This is a genomic window from Reticulibacter mediterranei (genome assembly GCF_016587455.1).
On sequence record NZ_BNJK01000002.1, the window covers coordinates 615,404 to 638,240 of the forward strand.

Consider the following 22,837-nt stretch of genomic DNA (forward strand, 5'->3'; position numbering starts at 1 on the left):
TTCCTCAATCTATCCTTTCAAGCTTGCATCCTGTGAACGCGCCCATATCTTCATCGCCTCAAAAATAGGCTCAAGGCTGCGGCCACGCGCGGTTAGCTCATATTCAACATGAAGTGGCACTTCTGAATAAATGGTACGCATGATAATCCTCTGTTCCTCCAGCATACGCAGGCGGTCGGTGAGCGTTTTGGGGCTGATCGGATAGAGCGAGTGGCGCAGTTCGCCAAAGCGTTTCACTCCGCTGGCAAGGTCGCGCAAGATCAAAATCGTCCATTTCCCTTCCAGGATATCCAGTGTATATTCGAGCGCACATTTTTTGTTGAGCATTAGCGTTCCTTCGTAGTTCATTTTTTGAAACTACTGCACTTTTTTGAAACTACTTTACAAATGTATCACAGCCGATGTAATCTGGTCAACGAGCAAGTATGTAAGTTGTATTCAACTATTTGAAAGGAAACATATGCAAAAAATAACGTCAGGCGCGACCGAGATTCTGAGCTTCACCGATACCATCGGCGACTTCCCGCTCAAGGCTCTCTTTCCAGCTTGCCTCTAACCATATCGAAGGCTCCGGTATGGGCCGTATTCTTCGTGATGGTCGTGAGTATCGGTGGCAGGGTGTAATATCCGGCCCTTTTTCCTCTTGACTTCAAGCTAACTTGAACATATATACTCCTTCGCAACTGATAGAAACGCTGTTGGTCAATTGTTGAGAGGAGAAAATAATATGGCCGAGCCGAACTTTAACGATTGGAATCGACAAATCATCGAAGAATTTCGTACAAATGATGGTAAGGTCGGGGGAGCGTTTGAGGGCGTTCCCTTGCTTTTGCTGACTACAACAGGTGCGAAAAGTGGGCAACAGCGAATCAACCCGCTGACATACCTGCTAGATGACGGATGCTTATTTATCTTTGCCTCAAAAGGAGGTGCCCCGACAAACCCCGCCTGGTATTACAACTTGATTGCCCATCCACAGGTGATCGTCGAGATTGGCACGGAGCGATTCGCAGCTACGGCAAAGCCTGTGGAAGGTGAGAAGCGCGACCAGATCTATGCAAAAGAGGTACAACATCATCCAGGCGTTGCCGAATATGAGAAGAAGGCGTCCAGGAAGATCCCAGTCGTAGAACTTGTTCGCGCAATGGCTCATAATGAAGCATAACAATTTATGGTGGTAATACTTCTATAAGTTTCGTAGTACTCTGTCAAGCTTCATTCGTTGGTGCATCCATGAATGAAGCTTGACAGAGTACTACGAAGAGATGTTATGCGGTGGTATCGGCCAGCGTCGAGGAGATGTGAGCGAGGCGAGGGTGAGCGATGGCAACATAATCGCTTGTTTTCAATGCCAGCGAGCGATCCAGGCGAGCAGCATTGAAATAGATCTCGTCATGTTCAAGCAAGGACGGATCAACGATGAGTTCAAGGCCGGGATGGAAGGCGAAGGGCAGGATCGTGCCTGCAACGCTGCCCGCAAGCTGCTCGGCGATGCTGCCTGTGGCGAACGCGATATAGGTTCCCTGCAAGAGCGCCTTGACCGCCTGCAAATCGACCCTGGTATCGCCCGGCACAACAGCAAGAATGTATTTTGTGACCTTTTTCCCCTGCTTGACCATCAGGATAATGCACTTGGCCGCCTGTGCCAGCTCATTGCCTCGCATCGCGCTCACCAGATCCGTCTGCCCCTCGGGAGCATGATCGATCAAACGATACGAAGCCTGATGCTGATCGAGCAGGGCAATGAGTTGAGCATAAGTATCTTGTTGCGTTTCCATCTAAAATCCTTCTATTGCTGTCTCAACAATTTATTTCTGTCTATGATAACACAGGTTAAACGCTGAAAGGTGTATCTTGCGGCATATAAGCCGAGCAGGAAACCGAAATTGAATGGTGCCCGCTCCGGGCCTTCTTCTGCGTGTTAAAGAGGTGGCAGCGGAGAAAAAGCTGTCGATGAATAAGCTCTATCTGGCGATAAATCGCTTCTTTTCCCTGTTTCACACGAGAGTCAAGAAGAGGAGAGAGGTGCAATTTATTGCATGAAGGGTAGGGGCGGCAATTCTATTACGCCCGCCGTCACCCCACGCCTCCCGATTTCATGGGGATCAGACACACACTCTGTCCGCTAGCCACTGGATATGGCTGCCACATTATGCCTATGAATCAGGTCGTTGGCACGTGGTCGAGTGCCTGAATATAGCGCTCGGCGGAGCGTAAGACGGCCTGATGAGCATCATGTGCCACTACGCGCTCCCACCAGGCACCGTACAGCCGCTCAAATGCGTAAGGGCTGATAGCATCGCGTATCCTGCGTACCTCGGCGGCAGGCAACGGAATCAAATTTGGGTAGGAATACATAAAACTTACGTAGCGCCTGTCTGCGACTACTGTGATAATGTCACCGGACAACAACGCTCCCTTACCATCCACACCTTGAGGCCAGTGCAGGACAGTACCACCAGGGAAATGTCCACCCAGGCGAATGAGCTTGAGACCATCCCAGAGTTCGTGTGTCTCACCTGACCAGAATTGTATACGCTCGCCAGGCCGCATAACCCACTGCCGATCCGCCTCATGGAGATAAATGGGGGCATCAAATTGTTCTGACCATTCCACCATAGTTGTATAGTAATGAGGATGAGAGATGGCAATGGCCTTGATACCGCCCAGGCGTTTAATCTCCGTCACTGTCTCATCATCGATCAGGCTCATGCAGTCCCAAAGTACATTGCCTTGAGGATGTTGCAGCAACAGCGCCCGCTCGCCAATAGCGAATGAGGGCTTTGTCCCAACACCTATCAGTCCTGGCTCTTGCTCTCGAAACTCATTACGAAAGCCCTCCTGCTGCATCCGGGCCAGCGTCGTCCATTCCTGCCCATTGTAGCCGACATACTGGCGCAGATCGTCGCAGATTGGGCATGTCTGCGGGGGTTGCTCACTCGGTGCGAATTGTGTACCGCATGTCTTACAAATCCAATGTTCCATTAAACTATCTCCTTCATTTTTCTGCTGGCATTTGCTCAATCAGTGGCAGGCCAGAGGTAAGTGATAGGGAAGACGTATTGCTCTGTCGTACAACCCATTTTACGATGTAGTACCATCGTTCGCCCACCCCGTAAGCCGCCAGTTCAGATTGAACAGCAGTTATGAGTATCTGATACTCATAGCACTCGTCGAAAAATGATGAGGAACTGGCAGAGGAGGGTCCTGGCACTAGCTGGCTTCGGTCTCGCTCTGGCACCTCCTGAGGAAGGTCTGCATCAGAGGAGAACGATCCTCTTTTCGCCACAGAGCATGGAATTCCATCATATACTCGCAGTCCTGAAGTGGGCGATAGACGACGCCCTGATGAGGGAGATGCTGCTGTGTCCAGGTGGACAGGATGGCCAGGCCGAGTCCGGCTGCCACCTGACTCACCAGCGTATGGGCTTGAGGGGTCCAGTGAACCACCCTCTGCTTAAATCCCGCCTGCTGAAAGAGATGGGCAAGATCATCGTGCCAACGTGGATTGAGCGACCTTGATGGCTGTATCCATGCTTCCTGCGCAAGCGCTGCGAGAGGAATAGCTGGCTGATCGGCCAGAGGATGATTGGCTGGCAAGACCACGACCAGCGTGGTCATGGAGATCAACTCACACTCCAGCCCTGGTTCCTCAGAACCATGTGGCAGAAAAGCCACATCCAGGCGACCGTCGTGCAGCATATTCAAGACCATCTGCCGCGAAGCAGCAGAAATATCGCGGGGAAGTAATTCTACTTCGGGAAAGTGTTGATAGATCTGCATCAGGGCGGGAAGTACCCCATTGAACATCGCTACGGGGGTATAGCCGACGACCAGTTTTTCCCTTTCCCCCTGTGCCACCTGTTTGGCTGCCTGTACTGCTTTCTCATACTGCTTCAGCATAGGACTCATTTGCTTGAGAAAGGTTTCCCCAGCGGGCGTGAGCGCAAATCTGCGTTTATTGCTCCGCTCAAACAGCACAAAACCGAGCTCCTCCTCCAGTTTACGCATGATACGCGTGAGATTGGGCTGGGCCATCTGCAAGCGCTCTGCCGCCCGCGTGAGATGCTGCTCTTCCGCGATAACCAGAAAATAACGTAAGGCGTTGAGATCCATGCCGATTTTATATCACATTCGATATGAATGTGTCCAGAAATGATATTGGACGTGCGAGCGATCTTCGTAGTAAGCTCCGCAAAGAGCAATGAATGAAAGGAAAGACTTTATGAATCAGTCTTAGCCTGATTGTGTTGACGATCATTTATGCGACCTTCTCTTTTACCGATGTCAATCCAGTGAGTGCGCTGATCGTACTCTTCATTTGGGGTGCCCTGGATTTCAGGGCGCTAGAGATTATTTCTGAATACCGATAAAGGCAAGCATCATCCCAATAGCCGCGCACACCGCAACGACAATCAACCCCAGATGGAGGCCGTATAGCTGTTGGACTATTGCTGCACTCGGGACCGTTGATGCGCTTACCACCGCCGCCGTCATCGCAACGCCCAATCCTCCCCCACCCTGCGCCCACGTACCCTGTAAGCCAGCTGCAAGACCCTGCTCCGTCTGCTCGATCCCAATCACAGTAGCAACGCCCAGCGCGGGCACACACAGCGCCATTCCAAAGGAGAAAGCGAGCAGCGTTGGCAGAATAATGCCCAAATAGTTATTCGCAGCACCACCCATAAAGAAGAGCAGAGCACCACACAATAGGCAGAGCATGCCCAGGCTAATCGTAAGCCTGACGCCGAAGCGATTCATGAGCCGGGGTGAGACGAATTGCGATGTCACAATGCTCAAAATGCTTGTCGGCAACTGGGCAAGACTCGCCTGAATGGGGGAATAATGCAGAACGTTTTGCAGATAAAGTGTAAAGACGAACAGGAAGCTGAAAAACGAAGCCAGCAAGGTAAACGAGACCACACAGACCACGCTCAGGTTGCGCGATCGGAAGATGTGTAGTGGCATCAGAGGTGTTCGGGAACGCTGCTCAACGAGAACGAACAGGATCAGGAGGAAGATTGCCAGGATGAGCAGTGTTCCCGTCTTGAGAGGTGTAGCACCGCTCTCGCCCGCTTGCGTCAGGGCATACACCAGCAGCAGCAAACCTCCCGTCACCAGGATAGCCCCTGCAAGGTCATATGAGCGCTCTCGCTCTATAGGCGAACGATCTTGAGGCACGACATTGCGAGCCAGCAACAGGATCAACAGCACGAAAGGGACATTAACCAGAAAGACCCAGTGCCAGCCGATGAAACTGGTCAGCAAGCCGCCGATGACCAGGCCGCAGGTGAAACCTGCTCCACCGGTGGCGCTAAAGATGCCCAGCGCCTGATTGCGCTCCGGTCCTTCTGCAAACGTTGTGGTGATGATCGAGGTTGCCGCTGGCATGGTCAACGCAGCACCAACCCCTTGCACACCACGCGCCAGGATTAACAACCAGCCGCTATTGGCAAGACCCCCGGTGAAGGAGGCGAGGCCAAAGAGTGTGGCACCCAGCAAAAAAATACGGCGACGACCAAGCAGATCGGCTGCACGCCCCCCTAGCAGCAAGAAACCGGCATTGGTGAGGCCATAGATGCCCGGCACCCACTGCAAATCTGCTGTAGTGAGATGGAGGCCGCGCTGAAGATCGGGTAGCGCCACATTGACAATCGAGACGTCAACCGTATCAAGAAAGATTGCCATGCTGACAACGATGACCAGCATCCAGCGCCACCTCTCTGCGCGCTTCTCTCCCTGCTCCGTTCTCTCCGCCATGTTTACGGAACATTCTTTTTCCATCTTTGCTCTCTTACTCTTTTTTGCTTGCAGGCCGGATTCGCGTGAATCCGGCCTGCGAGATTTTACTCAATTGAAGAAACAGTGTAGCAAGGAAGAAAGAACAAAACTTCTTGAATCTTGCTGGATCTGGGTCGCTGGCGCTTTCCACCTTCGCTCAGGCCCAGGAGGTGGAGCCAGAGAAGCTCAATTTATGCTCTCTTTTCTCATGATCGTTGTTGTAAAAACGATCGAACTCTTCTCGTCAAGCACGATTCGTGCTTGACGAGAAGAGTTCTTTTTTCAAGATATCAGCGTAGACCTCCGCCGCTTGCGTTTCTACCGCCTCCAGAATATTTTCGGCGACAGATTCGGCACTCGCGACAGGTGGTGCCCCGCCCGGCGTCGCGGCAGGCGCGCGGCCTTGTGCGAGATTGTCGAAAAGGTTGGTCGCAGTCAATCCGGGGTAGACTACCCCGAGGGAAATGTTGTCGGTAGCAAGTTCCTGGCGACCTATAAGCGTAATGGCGTTGAGCGCGTACTTGGTGGAAGTGTAGGGACCGACGGGATTATTCGTCCCGTATCTCTCTGGAGGTCTCTTTGAAGTGCCGGAACTGATATTGATAATCACGCCCCCTCCCTGCGCCCGCATAATTGGAATGGCCGCTTGCATCGCTACAAGGACGCTGACAACATTTAGTTCAAAGACTGAACGATATGTATCTATGTCCACCTTTTCTATAGGTGCATACATTGCCTGCCCAGCATTATTGATCAACACGTCGATGCGCTTATAATGTTCCTGTGTCTGGGCCACCATACGTCGTACAGCCGCCTCGTCACGCATATCCGTCGGGACTGCAATGGCTTCCGGTAGTTCTCGCGCGAACTGTTCCAACTTTTCAACTGAGCGTGCGGCCAGGGCCAGCTTAGCACCCTTCTGAGCAAACAGGCGGGCCGAAGCCATCCCAATCCCGCTCGAAGCTCCAGTAATCAGGACTACTTTTCCTGCAACCTCCATACAATGAGTCTCCTTCTCGTAAATTGATGCTCCATGATCCGAGAAGAAGGCAACAAAAAAGCCAGACACGCATCTTCTACGGATCGATAGAGACCATCGTAGAGTTGTAAGATGCCGGGTCTGACGTTCGACACACGGCCAACCCCTCTAGCAGAACCAGAAGGCTGACATAGGTATCCTATTTGCGGCTCAGTATATCATGGCAGCTTATCTATTGTCAATGCGGAAAAACGCTCGCATCCAGTTCGTGCCTTCCATTTGTTGGTCCAGCGGCGTGCAGGAGCGAGTTCGTTCGGGATGTGTTTGTAGCGTGGTGCCAGATTGCGCTGGATGACGGTCCCCGCCCAGGCATAGAAGAGAGACATATCTTTGAGGTGCCCGCGCTCGTGTTGATAGCCGGCGCGCCAGGCTTGTTCAAAGATGCGCAAGCCAAGCCGCACCAGCAACGGTTTCCGCGCCAGGGGATCGAAACGCAGGATAGAGATCGTGCGCGCGGCATCAGCTCGTGGGTCACCTGCAAGCGCGTTTGTCCAATCCACAATCCCTGTGATGTGTTTGCCATCCGTCAGAACGTTGCGCAAATGATAGTCCAGATGCAACAATGCCATCTGGTCAGAATACAAGTGACGCAAACGATCTTGTAGGATCTGTTCACCTTCGCATTGCCAGGTGATCCACGCATCGGGCTGCTGACGGAGCAGAGCGGGGGCGGGTATCGCATGGATCCTGGCCTGCATGCGACCAAAGGTGACCCCTAGCGACCACAGCCGCCAGGGTCGCGCCCGCAACTCGTCTTCCAGGGGACGGCCGGCGAGCCAGGTGATAAGGAGCGCCGGGCGATCCTGCCAGACACCTGCTCTCTGGACCTCTGGCACAGGAAGACCCGCAGCCCGCGCTGCGTCCATCACTTCCCGTTCGTGTTCACAATCCTCGTGCGCCCCCGCTCGAAACACGCGCAGAGCAGAGGTCTTGCCCTCGTGCTCAACTTTCCACATCGCCATGTCAAATCCACCCAGCACTGGCGTGACAATGGGTGTCCCGTTGATCCCAAGCGTATGGAGAATATCCAGGGGCGCTAACTCAGATTGCGTCATGCGAGGCTCCTTACGCTACAGGTTAGCGTTTTTTGGTGGCACGCTTAGAGGTGGCGGAGCGACGGGCGCGAATGGAAGGCGGCACGCCAGCTTTTTTACGTGGCTGCTCTCCCTTTCTATTACCCGGCGATTTGCGTTTCTGGCGCGGCTGATCGAAGCCTGACTGCTGCTCTGGCACCTGCCTGTCATCTCGGGACTGCTCATACGATGACTCCTCCTCTTCAGAGAAGGCGAAGTCATCAGTGCGCCATGAGGAGCGTGCCGCCCGAACGCGCTCTTTTTTCGACGGACCTCTGGTATAGGAGAGGTCGCGGCCCGCGCGTGGGCGTCTGGGGCGTTCCTGGTCAGGCGAGAAACGTTTGCGGTCGCGTCCAGGCCACTGCTCTTCGCTCTGTTCCTGCAACGTTTCGGAGACAGTTAGTGTTACCGGCGCGATGGCAGTCTCGTCGATCGCGAGCTTCTGCAAGGTGACGGTCTGACCAAGATTGCGCGACATGCGCCGCCACTTGGGAACATCGGAGGGCACCAGCAGCGTAATTGCCTTGCCCTGGCGTCCCATGCGACCCGTGCGACCGATGCGATGCGTGAACAGCTCGCTTGATTCGGGCAGTTCGTAATTAATAACCTGGGAGATGCCCTGGATATCGAGTCCGCGTGCGGCTACATTGGTGGCGAGCAGCGTCTGAACATGGCCGTGACGGAAGGCGGTCAACACCTCTTCGCGGGCGCGCTGGCTCTTGTTGCCGTGCAGCGTTCCCACTGTGAAGCCAAGCTTGCTGAGTTGTTTGCCCAGGCGTTCGACCCCGAACTTCGTTTTGCCAAAGATCAGGCTGCTTGTCCCTTCGGTCGAATGCAGGAGGGTGCAGAGGGCCGCCATTTTCTGATCGTGCGGCACCTGATAGGCGATCTGTTCAATCGCGCTCTGCTCGTCAGTCGTCGGCGTAATTGTGACATTGACCGGATCTTTGAGAAACTTTCTCTGAATCTGTTCCACCCAATCGGGCATTGTTGCGGAGAAGAGGGCCATCTGGCGCGTGTCGGGCGTGGTTGCCAGGATCTCTTCGATGACTGGCGCGAAACCGCTATCGAGCATCTGATCAGCCTCGTCCAGCACGCAGATGCGCAACTGGTTGAGAACTAAGGTGCCGCGCTGGAGATGATCCTTGACGCGTCCAGGCGTGCCTACGACGATCTGTGAACCATAGCGCAACGCCGATGTTTGTGTACTATAAGCTCGTCCACCAACGAGCAGAGCCGTTGTCAGGCGTCGGCTGCTTGCCAGCTTGCTCAGGACCGCGTTGACCTGCATTGCGAGTTCGCGTGTGGGTACGAGGATCAGCGCTTGCACCGTCCGTGAGTTTTTTGTCAGCCTTTCTACCAGCGGAATCGCATAGGCAAGCGTCTTGCCGGAGCCGGTGGCGGATTGCCCGACGAGATCGTTACCAGCGAGCAGCGCCGGGATGGCCGCTGCCTGAATCGGGGTTGGCTCTATAATCTCCATTTTGGCCAGTACAGCCTGTGTGGTGGGTTGCAAAGGAAAATCTTGGAAAGAGGGCATGAAAAATCCTTTCTGCCAATACGTTGCTTGTGAGCGCAGAATAGCTCCCCAGAAGGCACAATGCTATCAGGGAGTACCAGGAGCAGGCCGTAAGGGGATACGGGAGCAATGCTGCTAGCTGATAAGATACGAACGTGTGTGCAGGAGAGATGAATCTATAGAGGATTGCTCAGCGCTCTTTAGCGTCTTTACCGGAGAACAGGACATACTAGAAACCCGCTCCATACCATGCAAACAGTCATAACTACTGGATTATAGCAGTTTGATGGTGCATCGTCAAGCCCTAAGCGAAAAATGGGTGTCTGTCATATTTTTGTACACCGGGCGACCGCAAGGGTCGCGGTCGCCCGGTATGCTTTCTTCTCATCAGTAACGTTCTATGTTATACTTTACCAATAGAAATAATGTGTAAGAGAGGAAATATGAGCAGAAAGGCTATTTTTATTGCGGATCTGGGATTTGGCGACGCGGGCAAGGGCACCATTACCGATTATCTCACCAGAGAATGCTCCGCCGATCTCGTCGTGCGCTACAATGGGGGACCGCAGGCGGCGCATAATGTCGTGACCGCCGATGGCAAACATCATACCTTTGCCCAGTTTGGCAGCGGAATGTTGCTCCCCTGGACCAGAACGCTGCTCACTCGCTTTATGCTCATCAATCCGCTCAACATGTTGAGAGAGGAGCGCCACCTCGCACAACTGGGCGTCCGCGATGCCCTGTCGCGCACCCTGGTTGATCGTCGCGCTCTGATCATTACGCCCTTTCAAAAGGCAGCCAATCGCTTGCGAGAACTGGCTCGTGCCGATCAACGACATGGCAGCTGCGGCGAGGGGATCGGCGAGTGCAGGGCCGATCAGCTTGCTTATGGCAACGATGTACTCTATGCTGGCGATTTGCTGGATCGCGCCACGATGCGCAAGAAGCTCCAGTTTCTGCTGGACACCAAGTATGCTGAGGTTGCAGTTCTGCGCGAACATCTGCCCGACAGCGAACAGGTGCGGCAAGAACTCGCAACCTTCACGCATCCAACCAGCATTGATGATTGTCTCGATGTCTACCTCTATTTCGCCAGGTGCGTGCAGTTGCTTGACGAAACCGCCATCAGTGCCCGGTTTGCGCAATCCGAAACAATGATCTTTGAGGGTGCGCAGGGTGTGCTGCTCGATGAGAACTATGCCTTTGCCCCTTACACGACTTGGAGCACGACCACATTTGCCAACGCCGATACGCTTTTGCAAGAACACAACTACACAGGTGAGATTATCAAGCTTGGTGTCCTGCGAGCCTATGCGACGCGGCACGGAGCCGGACCATTCCCCACTGAAGAGCCAGCGTTAACCGCTGCTCTCCCCGACTTACATAATAGCTGGAACGATTGGCAGCAGACGTTTCGCGTTGGACATTTTGATCTGGTCGCGACCCGCTACGCCAGGGACGTGATCGGCCATCTCGACGGTCTCGCCATCACGCATCTTGACCGCTGGGAAACGATGTCTGCGCACCAGCTATGCACCGCCTATCACTATCAGGGCGTGGAAGCGGATCTCTCGCCGTATTTCGTCTCACCACTCGGACAGGAGAGCAGGACGCTTACCGGCATTAAAGTGCAGCAGTCAGCCACGCTCACTCATCAGGAAGAACTCACCCGGCATCTCTGGCTGTGTCGCCCGCACTACCAGACCTTGCCCGAACGCTCAACTCAGGAAGAATATCTTGCTCTACTGGCAGAGCAACTGGCAGCTCCCATCGCCATCATCTCGTCTGGTCCAACGGAGGCAGACAAACGGAGCCTATCCGTTATGCAAAGCTGGCTTTAAAGATGGGGAAGCGAGCGCAGTTTGTCGGGATTGAGGATCGCGTAGATCGCGTGTATATGTTCATCGACGATATCGAGGACTATCACAGCATAGGGACGACCATCGATATAGCCAATAATGGCTGGTTGCCCGTTGACCATTTCGATGCGCGATACGATCGCAGGCAATAGAATACGCAGACCGCTCAATGTGCCACGAGCCACCTTTTCGCGTCCACGCACCGGCTTTAGCCCGGCCTTCGCCTTGCCGCCACCATCCGCAGTAAACACGATATCGTCGCTCAGCAATTGCAAAAAGCCATCGATATCGCCGCTGGTGCTGGCCTGCAAAAACTGAGCGGTAATGCGCTCCTGCTGCTCGTGCGATACGTCGTAGCGTCCGCGCCGCTGCCCCAGATGTTGCTGGGCGCGATGCAAGATCTGGCGGCAGTTGGCCTCGCTTTTGCCGGTCATCTCTGCGATTTCGGCATACTCGAATTCGAAGGCCTCGCGCAACAGGAACACCGCTCGCTCTAACGGTCCCAGGTTCTCCAGCATGACCAGGAAGGCAAATGAGAGCGACTCGGCAAGGGCTGCGGTCTCGGTCAATTCCGGTTGCTGCTCGGTCAGAAGCGGCTCCGGCAGCCATGTTCCGGTGTAGACCTCGCGCTGCGCCCTCGCCGAACGTTGTTGATCGATACACAGGCGAACAACGACCGTTGAGAGGTAGGCACGCGGGGACTGTACCGCTTCTTCATCGGCCTCAAGCCAGCGCAAGAAGGCCTCCTGCACAATATCCTCGGCCTCTGTCCGGCTGCCGAGCATCCGGTAGGCGATGGAGAAGAGCAGCCAGCGATATTGATTGAATATTTGCTCCGTGCGCTCCGCCATATCTTCTCTCGTTTCTACATACTTTTTTCCATTATAGCATCACCTTTCCTCGCTCGAAAGACCTCATCTTGCAGCAGCATTCGGGCCACCTGCCGCGCACTGCTCAGACTGGGATCGGCAAGGAACCCGGCACCGATCCAGTCACCAGCAAGGTAGAGATGAGTGATGCCAGGCACTATCGGCGTTGGACGACCAGCATAGCCACCCGCGCTGGTTGTGGGTAGCATCCCGATAGCCTCGATGCGTGGCAGATAGATGCGCTTGACCAGTTCATCGCGCCAGTCAGGTTGCACCGAGTCCAGCAGATTTTCCAGGTCGCGCTCGTCTTCGCGCGGATCGGTGGGATGTGCGAAATCAAGCAGCTTCAAGGCGTGGATCAACGCACCGCCCTCAGGAGCGACACGTGCGTAGAGCGATTGCGTCGAGAAGAAGCGTGGACGTTCCATATCCTGCACAACGGCATGGCTCGGATCAGGCAGGCGGCGCAACGCAACATCGAGGCAAGCTACCTGTGCAGGGATCAGTGCGTCAACAATGCTACGTAGCGGTTCGTAGCTGCCGCCATCCACCAGTTTCACCGCCTCTGTGGGCGTCGTTGCCAGAATGGCCGCTGAAGCCTGGACAACGCTGCCATTGCGCAGGCGCACACCTTGAACCTGACCATCCTGATACTCGACGGCCTCAACCCGTGTTCCACTGACAATCCGCGCGCCGGCCTGTTCTGCTTTTGCGCGCAACCCGTCCACCAGCGTTTGCCAGCCGCCATCGATATAGAGGACCGGATGCTTGAGACTCAGCTGTAATTTGTGAACCAGCACCTCGGCGCTGACCTGATCGAGCGCGGCACTGTAAACGTTGGTGCTGGCAAATGTGGTCATAAACTGGCGAGTGCGTGTGCGCTTGAGTGTGCGCTCTATCCACTCCTGAACGCTCATGCGCGCAAAGTCCTGCGCTTTGAGCCGGGGCAAGGTGGTAAACATGCGCATCAATTCCAGCTTATCGCCGATATCGAACAGGCGATTGTTCAGAAGCGAAGAGAAGCCAGTAGGAAACGGATACAGCTTGCCCTGATAGAAGATATGGATCGCTTTTGGACTATGGCCGTTATATGCGATTCCAAGCTCGCGCAGCACATCTTCCGCCGAGTCGCCAGTGTAGAGCGCATGAATGCCACGATTGAAGGCGTAGCCGTCGTGTAGCGAGGTGGCGGCGCGTCCCCCCAGCTTCGACGCCTTTTCAAACAGCGTGACAGCAACTCCGGCCTGAGCCAGATAACTTGCTGCGGTCAATCCAGCCATGCCGCCACCAACGATCACAACATCGGTTCGTAATGTATTCATGATAATTGTTCTCCTTCGATTAGGCTTTTCTTGTGATTGCTGGAAACCAGACGGAAGAGTGGCGAGATTTGTGACAAAAAGAACGAGTTTGGCGAAACATTATTTTTCTGCGCAAAAATCTGCAACCTTCAATGCGATATATCGTAAAGAAAGATGGAAGCGATATATCGCCAGGCTGAACAGTAGTGGGCGATATATCGTTGGAAGTCCCTAAAAAGTACTGTAATGCTTTTTAACATGGGTACAGATGGAACCGTTAAAGAGCAGTTTGTGCGTCCTTTAGGAAAGGAGAAACACAATGTTCGGAAGACGTTTTGCACGCAGATTTTTTGGCGGTCCTTATGGCCCCGGACCCTGGGGCGGCCCTGGTCCCTGGGGTGGTCCTGGTCCCTGGGGTGGTCCTGGTCCCTGGGGTGGTGGTCCGGGCCAACACGAGCATTGGCGCGGGCAGGGTTGGTTCTCACCTGAGCAGGCGGCGCTACGTAGCACTGCTGGTGAGGTTGCGCGCCTCTTTATGATTGCCGGTCGCAGCGCTGCCGGTAATCCCGAGCGCCAGGCCCAGTTACGCGACTTTCTTGAGCGCTCACGCAAGGAATTGACCGACATCATCTACAATTCCGGGGAAAGCGCCAGCCCGGGGGAACCCACCAGCGGCACCACGAAAGACTGATGGCCTTCAGACATACCAGCATCCTTCACTCACGAACCCGTTGCTTCACCGCTAGCAGCGGGTTCGTTTTTTGTCTCTGCTGTATTATTGGTGCATCCGGCACACGAAATCCTCCGAGAAACCCGTAATATGGTAGGGGCGAGGACAAGCCATCGCCCCTACCATATTACGGGTTTCTCGGAGGATTTCGTGGATACACCAATTATGATTGCCTGCTTTCCGCTTTTTGGGTTGTGAAGTGTATATATATGTAGAGAGGGGAGGGAAAATGAAAACCATCGATCAGCTACAAACAATGGCACAAACTTATCAGGAGATTTGCCAGGGGGAAAGGCCGTGGACGGCACTGGGTAATTTCATGAATGATTGGTTTGATTATACAAAAGATCAGCGATGGCAACTCGTTATTGATTCTTTGAAGTTGCCAGAGACGCTGACGCCCTCTCAACATCGTTGGGCCGCGTTTTGTGCTGCTGCTGTGGAATGGCTTTGCATGCGCTATGAAGTAGCCTGCCCATCCTGGGTATATGATCCTATCTATTGTTTACCCGAACCCTGGTTTGATGCCCCTCATCAGCAAAGGCCGCAGGTGCGCGAGTGGCTCATCATGCAAACGCCAGAGCCGTTTACTCGCCGCAACGTCTATTGCGGTAATCGGATGTTTGAAAACAAATACGAACTGACCGAGCGCTATCGTCGTCTGCGCTCGGCCTGATCGTGCTACATTCTTTATCCATAGCATCTTATGGGTTGACGGATATATCAGTGCGCTCTGAGGGAGTATCTTGGGAAGCGGTGTGTGGTTGGGAGCGTGGCAACATAAGGTGCTGGCGAGCGGCGCGGGAGCAGAGGAAAAAGCTGACGGAGCCGACGATGAGAATACACGCCAGGCCAGCCTCGGGACCAAAGCCGCTCCCACTCCAGGCGGCAGGTCCGGTGAGAACGGAAGAGAAGTAGCCGGGTAGAGTGTGTCCAGAGATCTGGGAACCGAAGACGGAGCCTTCAAAATAGTTCCAGCCAAGATGTATGCCTATGGTCCACCACAGGCTGCGCGTCAGGATGTAGACGATCGCTATGAGTACTCCAGCAGTGACTATAATTGCCAGGGCACCGACTAGACTCTTGGCCGGATTCAACAGGTGGATGAATCCAAAAAGGATGGCGCTGATTCCCAGAGCGATCCAGGAGCCGAAGGAAGCTTCCAGTTTGCGGAAGATTACGCCGCGAAAGATGAGTTCCTCTTGAATTGCACCACCTATCAGGATCAACAGCGAAACCGTCGTGGTCAGAAAGCCGAAGATCAGGCACGCGAACAGCGCATAGTGCCAAAAACCAATTTTTGCGTTACGCGCAAAAAGTAGAGCCAGCAAGCATAAGGAAATAAGTAAGAATACGAGCTCGACGATGGAAAAGGGTTGGATGCCGGTAATATGGTAGGAGCCGGTCAGAGCCAGCACAAGCGTGACCAGGCTCATTAAGACGCCGCCGCAGAAGAAGCCGAGCAGGATTTGACGCAGCCACTGCTGCCTTGCCAGACCCACTGCCGCGAGAGAAGTATGTTCTGCTCTACGCAGCGTCAGACGGAATACGGCGATGATAATGGCCGCCGCCGCGATATTGAGCAGCAGGTCGCCAGCGAGACTTTGCTGAAACGAGGCAGGCAAAAGGTTCAACAACGTCGTAAGTAGAAGCAGTGGAATGACAATGGCGACAAGTTCGATCACCAGTTGTCCGATATTGGAAGAACGTATATGCTTGAAGCGAGACATACAGATACCTTTCTCTTGTATTATCTTTATCGTGCATACATGCTGTCATATCAAATATGCATTCAGTTTGCCTTTCTATCTATAAAAGGGTCGCTTTTAGGGACAGAAAGCTTACATAAAAAGAGTACCTGGCCCGATCGGGTGGGTAGCGCTGTGTGATCCAGCTTTCCGTATATCATGGACAAATACTATCCTTGACAAAATATATCCACGATTTTATAATCTGATTATGCTTACCTGATTGTCAAAAATTCCGCTCACGGAAGTCCAAAACGTACGGAGAGAACTTATGAACATCGCTCTATGGATCATTGCTGGCCTGCTGGCCGCTGTCTTTCTTTTTGCGGGTGCCAACAAGCTGTTCATCCCCCGGGAGAAACTGGCTAAGGCTCCTGGTGGGGGATGGGTCTTAGATTTCAGCGCTGGTTTTGTCAAGGCCCTCGGAGCAGTCGAGATCCTGGGTGCAGTCGGCCTGATCTTGCCCGCCTTGTTCGGCATCGCACCGGTCCTGGTATCGCTGGCGGCCGTTGGCCTGGCGTTGATTATGGGTGGTGCGGCGGTCGTGATGTTCCGCCGTCAAGAGTTCAAGCATGCATTGTTGAACCTGGCTTATTTCGCCCTGGCTGCCTTCGTTGCGTGGGGCCGCTTCTGATGACAGTAGTTTTACTCCCGGCCAGGAGTTGTTTGTTGATGGCGGTGCGGTAGAACTTGGTTCCACGCAACTCAGATAGGGATGGTTCAGGTCGAGCGTTACCATGAGCAGCGCTCGGCCTGATGAGGCTACAGTTTAACGACCTGCGACCGCTATGTTGTTCACTGCCGGAATGAATTCGGTGGCGTAAATCTCGAATGCCTCAGCATCGGAAGGGGGACGAACCATGATTTCATCGACGCCGAGCTTCGCCAGGGCATCAATCGCATCGAGCGCTGCCGGGTCCAGGTGGCCGTCGCGCAGGACCGGGGGCGTGTAAAATGTGGTCTTCTCGATTGCTTCGTAGGGGCGATGCAGGATCTCGCACTGTTGGCGCAAAAACTCAAGTTTCTTTTGCATATCGTCGAGATCCTGACCAAAGCCAACACTCACTATGTCGGCATACCGAGCCATCAAGCGGAGCATCTTTTCGCCATGCCCGGCAATCAAGATAGGCGGGTGCGGTTGCTGCACAAAAAATGGGGCACCGAGAGAGCTGGTAAGCTGATAATATTTGCCTTCAAAAGGCTTGTCCTCGCCGGACCACATTTGCAGGGCCATCTGGAGCACCTCTTCTAAGCGGGCAATGCGCTCACCGGCTGGCGGAAATGGCAGACCCATGCGCTCGTGTTCATCACGGCCAAAATTGGGACTCGCGCCCACGCCCAGATAAGCTCGCCCGTTCGAGAGCGCATCGAGGGTGTCCACCGTTTTTATCAGGACCGCTGGATAGCGCATGGTAATTCCAGAAACCAGCGTACTGAGCTTGATACGGCTGGTGCGGGCCGCGAGAAAGGATAGCACGCTCCACGCCTCAAAGAAATCGATCACGGCTGGCGTAGAGCTATCGCCCATTCTGGCCCAGGGTGCACTCTCTGGCCGAAGCGTGAAATGATCTGGCATAACTAATGTGGAAAATCCTGCCTGATCTGCCTGTTCTGCTATATATGCAAGAGACTCACCTGTGGGCGTCTGTGGAATAGTTGCGGTGCTAATCTGTAATCCTACACGCATGCAAATTTCTCCTAAAGAACGACAGGAAGAACGACAGGTACATCGATATACCTGTCAAAACAAAACAATATTCGCATCTGTTAAAATCATCAAGCCTCTTCTGTGGCGAACTTTTGTAGCGCTTCGACGGATGGCACGAAATAATAGGAACCGCTGACGGGTGTTGTATATCTGGTCAGAGCATCGCGGACACCATCTTCTGCCCCGGCCATCCGATTGAGCATTCGGGCAAGGCGCTGCTGCTCGCAACTGAAGCCAATAAACATTGTACCATGTTCACTGGCTGTGCCGAACGGGGTGTTGCGGCGAAAAATATGCTGTTCCACTCCGTCGACTTCGATCACTGTACGCGAAACGTGCGATTGGGGGCCGCGTACCTCTTCGTCCAACTCGATACTTTTCTCTTTGGTTCGCCCGATGATTTTCTCTTGCGCCTCCACTGGTAGCGCATCGAAGGCGGCGATAGCATTGTGCAGCCATTTCTGGACAAGCACGATACTTCCACCAACTCCGGGACCATCAGGAACCAGCGCAACTTCTGGGGCTTCAGAAAGCGGTGGATTCTCGGTCCCATCGATGAAACCGGTGAGATCTCGGCTCTCTTTATATGTCCAGCCCACAACCTCTTCAGCAAGGCGTGCGACCCCGGCAAGCGCCTCTATCGCCTCACGTGACACATCGAAGACTGTCTGGTAGGCATGGCCTGCCACCCACAACCAGAGATCATGCTGAGTCGCTGGCATCGAGTAGCCGCTTACGCCCTGTAAGTCCTCATTGAAATCTGTCACTCCGACAGGCATCTCCCCTGGTGCCACCTGCGCCCAGAGCGATGGCCTGAAGCCAATCACCAGATTCACTCCCCCTGTCGTCATACGCGGCTCCTCCAGGTTCGTGATGATCTGAACCAGGGTGAGAGGGTCACGGCCTTTGTGTAGATCGAACTCTAGATAGGCGTGGGAGCCAGTTCCCAATGCAAAAATTCCGCTCTGCGCTACATGCATTATCTTTCTCCCGCAAAAAATGCTTTTGCTATCTTTTTGTGGGTGTTTGGTAAAAACACCCACCCGATATATAGTTCCGACGTCGTTGTATTATCTTTCGTTAAGAGTATACCTTCTGGTGTGTTCTCACAAGAGGTCATCACCTATCTTTTATCGGTCGTTTTGAGAGGGAGAAAAATGTTTATGCCGTCTAACCTCCACCAACCAGCGTGACGATCTCAAGCTGGCTTCCTTCCTGAAGGTCAGCTTGAGCAAAGGCCGTACGCGCGACAATCACGCCATCCAGTTGCACTACCACGCGTTCGGGAGTGATCGCAAGATTCCGCAAGAGATCTGCCACCGTGCTTCCAGCTTCGACCGTGCGCGGCTGACCATTGGTGATAATGTTGATGGATATCATCGCATCTTCCATCTCTTTTTTCATATATTCATCCTTTTTTCATAGCCATGCGTAAATCCTGTACAGCTTGCGTGATATTGGTTGCCGCGAAGATGGCGGAGATGACGGCGATCCCATCTGCCCCTGCCGCCACCACCTCCGCTGCATTGGCGCTGGTGATGCCGCCTATCGCCAGTAATGGGTAGGTGGGGAGCGCTTGCTTGATCGTGGAGAGAAGGTCTGTCCCGCTGCCTGCTGTGCCAGGATGCGACGACGAGGGGAAAACGGTCCCGGCGATCAGAAAATCTGCTCCGTTGGCGACCGCTGCCTGAGCCTCAACCAGCGTATGGACAGAGGCTCCAAGTAATGTATTCTCTCCGATCAGTGTTCTCGCTACCTGAAGCGGGAGACCATGCTGTCCAAGCTGAAAGCCATCGGCGCCACTGGCCAGCCCAACGTCCAGGCGATCATTGACGAGAAAAGCCGCGTTATGTTGCCGACACAATGGACCCAGCGTTCGAGCCAGCTTGTAGAGTCGCGCCGCTGTGAGGCGGTGACCCCGCAATTGCAGCATGCCCACACCTGCCGCCAGTGCCTGCTCAACCTCTGTATGAAGGTTGTGCCGCTCTGGATCGGTAATCAGGCAGAGCAGTGGGAATTTCAACGTCAATGTACCCATGTGTTTAGCCTCCGACGTTTGCCAGTCCTGTGGTCGGGCTGCTGGGGCTGGCCTGCGTTTTACGCGGAATGCGCCCGGCCTGGAAAGCGGCTCGCCCGGCATCAACACCCAGCTTGACCGCCTGTGCCATTAGCACCGGATCTTTGGCAAGAGCGACGGCCGTATTGACCAGGCAGGCCGATGCGCCCAGTTCCAGCGCCAGGGCAGCATCAGAGGGTGCGCCGATCCCGGCGTCCACCACAACTGGTACGCGCGCCTGCTCGATAATGATTTGAATCTGCGGCTGGTTGAGCAATCCCTGACCAGAGCCAATGGGAGAGCCAAGCGGCATCACCGTTGCGGCCCCGGCGTCCTGAAGCAGCCGCGCCAGCACGGGATCAGCGTTGATATAGGGCAGCACGACGAAATCTTCGGCAACGAGCGTCCTGGTTGCTTCCAGAGTTGCGACCGGATCGGGGAGCAGATAGGTGGGGTCAGGGATAACTTCCAGCTTCACCCAGCGTGGTAGTCCCATCGCAGCCGCGAGCCGGGCCGTCTGTATCGCCTCTTCAGCCGTTTTGCAGCCAGCGGTGTTTGGCAGGATCGTGTATTTTTTTGTATCGATATAATTAAGCAGGCCAGGTTGGTTGGGATTCGAGAGGTCCAGGCGGCGCAATGCAACCGTTACAATTTCGGTTCCGCTGGCTTCCAGAGCGGCGCGCATCTCCTCAAAATTGCGGTATTTCCCCGTTCCCAGCATGAGCCGCGAACGAAACTCCCAGGGGCCAACGTGCCAGTTATCCATGTTTTTCTCCCTTTTCTTGATAGAGCAAGTTACCTGCCTTACGAAACTCTCGCGCCTTCTCCTGCGTTCCGGCATTTAATGCCTCTTCAGCCCGCAATCCATTGCGTCGTGCATACTCACGGACATCCTGAGTTATGCGCATGCTACAGAAATGGGGACCGCACATTGAGCAAAAATGTGCGGTTTTGGCTGGAGCTGCTGGTAAGGTCTCGTCGTGGTAACTGCGGGCAGTGTCGGGATCAAGCGAGAGGTTAAATTGATCGTTCCAGCGAAACTCAAAACGGGCCTGCGAGAGGGCGTTGTCGCGGTCCTGCGCGCCGGGATGCCCCTTCGCCAGATCTGCGGCGTGGGCAGCGATTTTATAAGCGATGACGCCATCCTTCACATCCTGCTTGTTGGGTAAGCCCAGATGCTCCTTCGGTGTAACGTAACAGAGCATCGCCGTCCCATACCAGCCAATCATCGCCGCACCAATGGCCGAGGTAATATGATCGTAGCCCGGTGCGATATCAGTTGTCAGCGGTCCCAGCGTGTAGAACGGTGCTTCGTGGCAGACCTTCGCTTGTCGATCTACGTTTTCTTTAATCATATGCATGGGAATATGCCCCGGTCCCTCAATCATCACCTGCACATCATGCTTCCATGCAACCCGGGTCAATTCGCCCAGCGTCTCCAATTCGGCAAACTGGGCCGCGTCGTTCGCATCGGCCAGAGAACCAGGTCGCAGTCCGTCGCCGAGCGAGAAGGAGATATCGTAGGCAGCCATGATTTCGCAGATCTCTTCAAAGTGTGTGTAGAGGAAGTTTTCTTGATGATGGGCCAGACACCAGGCAGCCAGAATAGAACCGCCACGCGAAACAATACCTGTTACTCGTTGCGCGGTCAACGGGACATAGGCCAGACGAACTCCAGCGTGGATAGTGAAATAATCGACGCCCTGTTCTGCCTGCTCGATCAGTGTGTCGCGATAGACTTCCCAGGTCAGATCCTCAGCCTTGCCGCCGACTTTTTCGAGTGCCTGATAGATCGGCACGGTCCCGATAGGCACGGGTGAGTTGCGCATGATCCATTCGCGGGTGGCGTGAATGTGCTTGCCAGTTGAGAGATCCATCACGGTATCAGCTCCCCAGTGAATCGCCCAGGTCATCTTCTCAACCTCTTCTTGAATCGACGAGGTGACAGCCGAATTTCCAATGTTGGCGTTGATCTTGACCAGGAAGTTGCGCCCGATAATCATCGGTTCGCTTTCGGGATGGTTGATATTGGCGGGAATGATTGCTCGGCCTCGCGCCACCTCTGAGCGCACAAACTCCGGTTCGACCTGTTCGCGCAAGGCAACAAATTCCATCTCTGGTGTTACTACGTTATGTCGAGCGTAGTACATCTGGGTGACAGTATGACCGGAACGAGCGCGGAGAGGCTCCCTGGGAGTTGTTGGAAAGACGGGGAGGGGGGTCTCACCTGACTTGATGCCATTGTCCAGCGCTTGCAACTGGCGTCCCTCGTACTCCTCGACATCGCCGCGCTCACAAATCCAACTGCGCCGGATCGGAGCAAGTCCTCGCTGTAGATCGATGGTCTGTGCAGGATCGGTATAGGGGCCGCTGGTATCATAGACGTGAAATGATGGATTTGCGGCGGTATTCCCGGGTGTGAGGGCGATCTCGCGTGCGGGAACGTTGAGATCGGGGCGTGTGCCTTGAATATAGACCTTACGACTCTGTGGGAAGGGCTGATGCGATCCCTGTGTCATTGCTTCACCTCCATATTGGTGCCAATCAACGGACCGATACTGGGGGAGCAGGACAGGTGATCGAATAGACGTGAGCCAGAAGGGGAGCGCGTGGTCAGACATGAAAAAGACCATGCGCGAACCCGCAGCCGGACCCGTCATGGTCATCGCCTGTTGGTCGCATTTCCTACGCTCGTCATCCGCTTGTGCGCGGCTTACCGAGATCAGGTTCAAAGGGTTGTGAGGTCTTTGCCTCACATCTCAGCTTCTCGCTCCCCCAGCGTACCAAATGTAAAGAGATATGTACATATAGCTAATACTATAAATAGCATAGCACATGAGACAACTGAAATGCAAGGAAGATTCCAGGGAAACACAGGGCTTTCCAGTTCTCCGCTCAAAGGGGTGCAGGGGTCTCCCTGCCGGGGTCTGGGGTGTCCCCAGTTTCCTTCCCTCCTTCGCGCGCCGCCTGCGACGGCGCGCAAAAGAGAAGAAAAAAGGTTTTTGCGGGGACACCCCCCACCCCGGCAAAGGGCTGCCGCCCTCTGTACTCCTGCTAGATGGGAGAATTGGAAAGCCCTGCCAGGGGAAAACAAGGAAATGTGCGTGAGACGTTGCGACGTTTTTCATCTTCATACGAAGAAGTGTATGAAAGC

General features: G+C 54.3%; 23 protein-coding genes. 5 read left to right on the forward strand and 18 right to left on the reverse strand.

Features of this window, described 5'->3' with window-relative positions; all coding sequences use genetic code 11:
* Window positions 1–9: 9 nt before the first annotated feature.
* Window positions 10–327: a winged helix-turn-helix transcriptional regulator gene (locus tag K3T83_RS40955; RefSeq protein ID WP_220208920.1), complete on the reverse strand. Its 318-nt coding sequence runs from the start codon at window positions 325–327 to the stop codon at window positions 10–12.
* Window positions 328–727: 400 nt separating this feature from the next.
* On the opposite strand from K3T83_RS40955, the gene K3T83_RS40960 reads away from it, so the two are divergent.
* Window positions 728–1,165 (forward strand): nitroreductase family deazaflavin-dependent oxidoreductase, encoded by a 438-nt coding sequence (locus tag K3T83_RS40960; RefSeq protein ID WP_220208921.1) that lies wholly within the window; start codon window positions 728–730, stop codon window positions 1,163–1,165.
* Between the two features lie 103 nt (window positions 1,166–1,268).
* Here K3T83_RS40960 and K3T83_RS40965 read toward each other — a convergent pair whose 3' ends face one another.
* The 8 genes from K3T83_RS40965 to K3T83_RS41000 all read right to left on the reverse strand — a co-directional run bounded on the left by K3T83_RS40965 (window position 1,269) and on the right by K3T83_RS41000 (window position 9,433).
* Window positions 1,269–1,778: a YbaK/EbsC family protein gene (locus tag K3T83_RS40965; protein WP_220208922.1), complete on the reverse strand. Its 510-nt coding sequence runs from the start codon at window positions 1,776–1,778 to the stop codon at window positions 1,269–1,271.
* 385 nt (window positions 1,779–2,163) lie between these two features.
* Window positions 2,164–2,985: an MBL fold metallo-hydrolase gene (locus tag K3T83_RS40970; RefSeq protein ID WP_220208923.1), complete on the reverse strand. Its 822-nt coding sequence runs from the start codon at window positions 2,983–2,985 to the stop codon at window positions 2,164–2,166.
* A 13-nt stretch (window positions 2,986–2,998) separates the two neighbouring features.
* Window positions 2,999–3,241 carry a hypothetical protein gene (locus tag K3T83_RS40975; protein WP_220211154.1) on the reverse strand — a complete coding sequence of 81 codons (243 nt, stop codon included), beginning with the start codon at window positions 3,239–3,241 and terminating at the stop codon, window positions 2,999–3,001.
* Complete coding sequence (locus K3T83_RS40980) at window positions 3,214–4,116, reverse strand: LysR family transcriptional regulator (protein ID WP_220208924.1); 903 nt, start codon at window positions 4,114–4,116, stop codon at window positions 3,214–3,216. Before K3T83_RS40980 ends, K3T83_RS40975 begins: the two co-directional genes overlap by 28 nt.
* A gap of 237 nt (window positions 4,117–4,353) precedes the next feature.
* Window positions 4,354–5,760, reverse strand: coding sequence for an MFS transporter (locus K3T83_RS40985; protein ID WP_220208925.1), 1,407 nt, complete (start codon window positions 5,758–5,760; stop codon window positions 4,354–4,356).
* Window positions 5,761–6,025: 265 nt separating this feature from the next.
* Window positions 6,026–6,781, reverse strand: coding sequence for an SDR family oxidoreductase (locus K3T83_RS40990; protein ID WP_220208926.1), 756 nt, complete (start codon window positions 6,779–6,781; stop codon window positions 6,026–6,028).
* Window positions 6,782–6,978: 197 nt separating this feature from the next.
* Window positions 6,979–7,875 (reverse strand): phosphotransferase family protein, encoded by an 897-nt coding sequence (locus tag K3T83_RS40995; protein WP_220208927.1) that lies wholly within the window; start codon window positions 7,873–7,875, stop codon window positions 6,979–6,981.
* A 22-nt stretch (window positions 7,876–7,897) separates the two neighbouring features.
* On the reverse strand, window positions 7,898–9,433 hold the full coding sequence (locus K3T83_RS41000) for a DEAD/DEAH box helicase (RefSeq protein ID WP_220208928.1): 1,536 nt from the start codon (window positions 9,431–9,433) through the stop codon (window positions 7,898–7,900).
* Window positions 9,434–9,855: 422 nt separating this feature from the next.
* Between K3T83_RS41000 and K3T83_RS41005 the strand changes: the two genes are divergently transcribed.
* A complete protein-coding gene (locus tag K3T83_RS41005) occupies window positions 9,856–11,253 on the forward strand; it encodes an adenylosuccinate synthetase (protein ID WP_220208929.1) in 1,398 nt (465 codons plus the stop codon).
* Here the strand turns inward: K3T83_RS41005 and K3T83_RS41010 are convergent.
* Complete coding sequence (locus tag K3T83_RS41010) at window positions 11,250–12,122, reverse strand: RNA polymerase sigma-70 factor (RefSeq protein WP_220208930.1); 873 nt, start codon at window positions 12,120–12,122, stop codon at window positions 11,250–11,252. The genes K3T83_RS41005 and K3T83_RS41010 overlap by 4 nt on opposite strands.
* 14 nt (window positions 12,123–12,136) lie before the next feature.
* Window positions 12,137–13,462 (reverse strand): phytoene desaturase family protein, encoded by a 1,326-nt coding sequence (locus tag K3T83_RS41015; protein ID WP_220208931.1) that lies wholly within the window; start codon window positions 13,460–13,462, stop codon window positions 12,137–12,139.
* Window positions 13,463–13,760: 298 nt separating this feature from the next.
* Between K3T83_RS41015 and K3T83_RS41020 the strand changes: the two genes are divergently transcribed.
* Both K3T83_RS41020 and K3T83_RS41025 read left to right on the forward strand, forming a co-directional pair.
* On the forward strand, window positions 13,761–14,132 hold the full coding sequence (locus tag K3T83_RS41020; protein WP_220208932.1) for a hypothetical protein: 372 nt from the start codon (window positions 13,761–13,763) through the stop codon (window positions 14,130–14,132).
* Between the two features lie 268 nt (window positions 14,133–14,400).
* Window positions 14,401–14,847, forward strand: a complete 447-nt coding sequence (locus tag K3T83_RS41025) for a hypothetical protein (protein WP_220208933.1) — start codon at window positions 14,401–14,403, stop codon at window positions 14,845–14,847.
* A 28-nt stretch (window positions 14,848–14,875) separates the two neighbouring features.
* Here K3T83_RS41025 and K3T83_RS41030 read toward each other — a convergent pair whose 3' ends face one another.
* Window positions 14,876–15,901: a CPBP family intramembrane glutamic endopeptidase gene (locus K3T83_RS41030; RefSeq protein ID WP_220208934.1), complete on the reverse strand. Its 1,026-nt coding sequence runs from the start codon at window positions 15,899–15,901 to the stop codon at window positions 14,876–14,878.
* A 289-nt stretch (window positions 15,902–16,190) separates the two neighbouring features.
* Here K3T83_RS41030 and K3T83_RS41035 point away from each other — a divergent pair, with 289 nt between their 5' ends.
* Window positions 16,191–16,553 (forward strand): DoxX family protein, encoded by a 363-nt coding sequence (locus K3T83_RS41035; protein WP_220208935.1) that lies wholly within the window; start codon window positions 16,191–16,193, stop codon window positions 16,551–16,553.
* 135 nt (window positions 16,554–16,688) lie between these two features.
* Here the strand turns inward: K3T83_RS41035 and K3T83_RS41040 are convergent, their stop codons facing one another.
* The 6 genes from K3T83_RS41040 to thiC all read right to left on the reverse strand — a co-directional run bounded on the left by K3T83_RS41040 (window position 16,689) and on the right by thiC (window position 22,202).
* Window positions 16,689–17,606 carry an LLM class flavin-dependent oxidoreductase gene (locus K3T83_RS41040; RefSeq protein ID WP_220208936.1) on the reverse strand — a complete coding sequence of 306 codons (918 nt, stop codon included), beginning with the start codon at window positions 17,604–17,606 and terminating at the stop codon, window positions 16,689–16,691.
* A gap of 89 nt (window positions 17,607–17,695) precedes the next feature.
* Complete coding sequence (locus K3T83_RS41045) at window positions 17,696–18,607, reverse strand: Dyp-type peroxidase (RefSeq protein ID WP_220208937.1); 912 nt, start codon at window positions 18,605–18,607, stop codon at window positions 17,696–17,698.
* 190 nt (window positions 18,608–18,797) lie between these two features.
* Window positions 18,798–19,031, reverse strand: coding sequence for a sulfur carrier protein ThiS (gene thiS, locus K3T83_RS41050; protein ID WP_220208938.1), 234 nt, complete (start codon window positions 19,029–19,031; stop codon window positions 18,798–18,800).
* Between the two features lie 4 nt (window positions 19,032–19,035).
* A complete protein-coding gene (gene thiE, locus K3T83_RS41055) occupies window positions 19,036–19,665 on the reverse strand; it encodes a thiamine phosphate synthase (RefSeq protein WP_220208939.1) in 630 nt (209 codons plus the stop codon).
* A 4-nt stretch (window positions 19,666–19,669) separates the two neighbouring features.
* The gene (locus K3T83_RS41060) at window positions 19,670–20,449 is read right to left on the reverse strand and encodes a thiazole synthase (protein ID WP_220208940.1); all 780 of its coding nucleotides are present in this window, start codon (window positions 20,447–20,449) and stop codon (window positions 19,670–19,672) included.
* Complete coding sequence (gene thiC / locus K3T83_RS41065; RefSeq protein ID WP_220211064.1) at window positions 20,442–22,202, reverse strand: phosphomethylpyrimidine synthase ThiC; 1,761 nt, start codon at window positions 22,200–22,202, stop codon at window positions 20,442–20,444. Before thiC ends, K3T83_RS41060 begins: the two co-directional genes overlap by 8 nt.
* Between the last annotated feature and the right edge of the window lie 635 nt (window positions 22,203–22,837).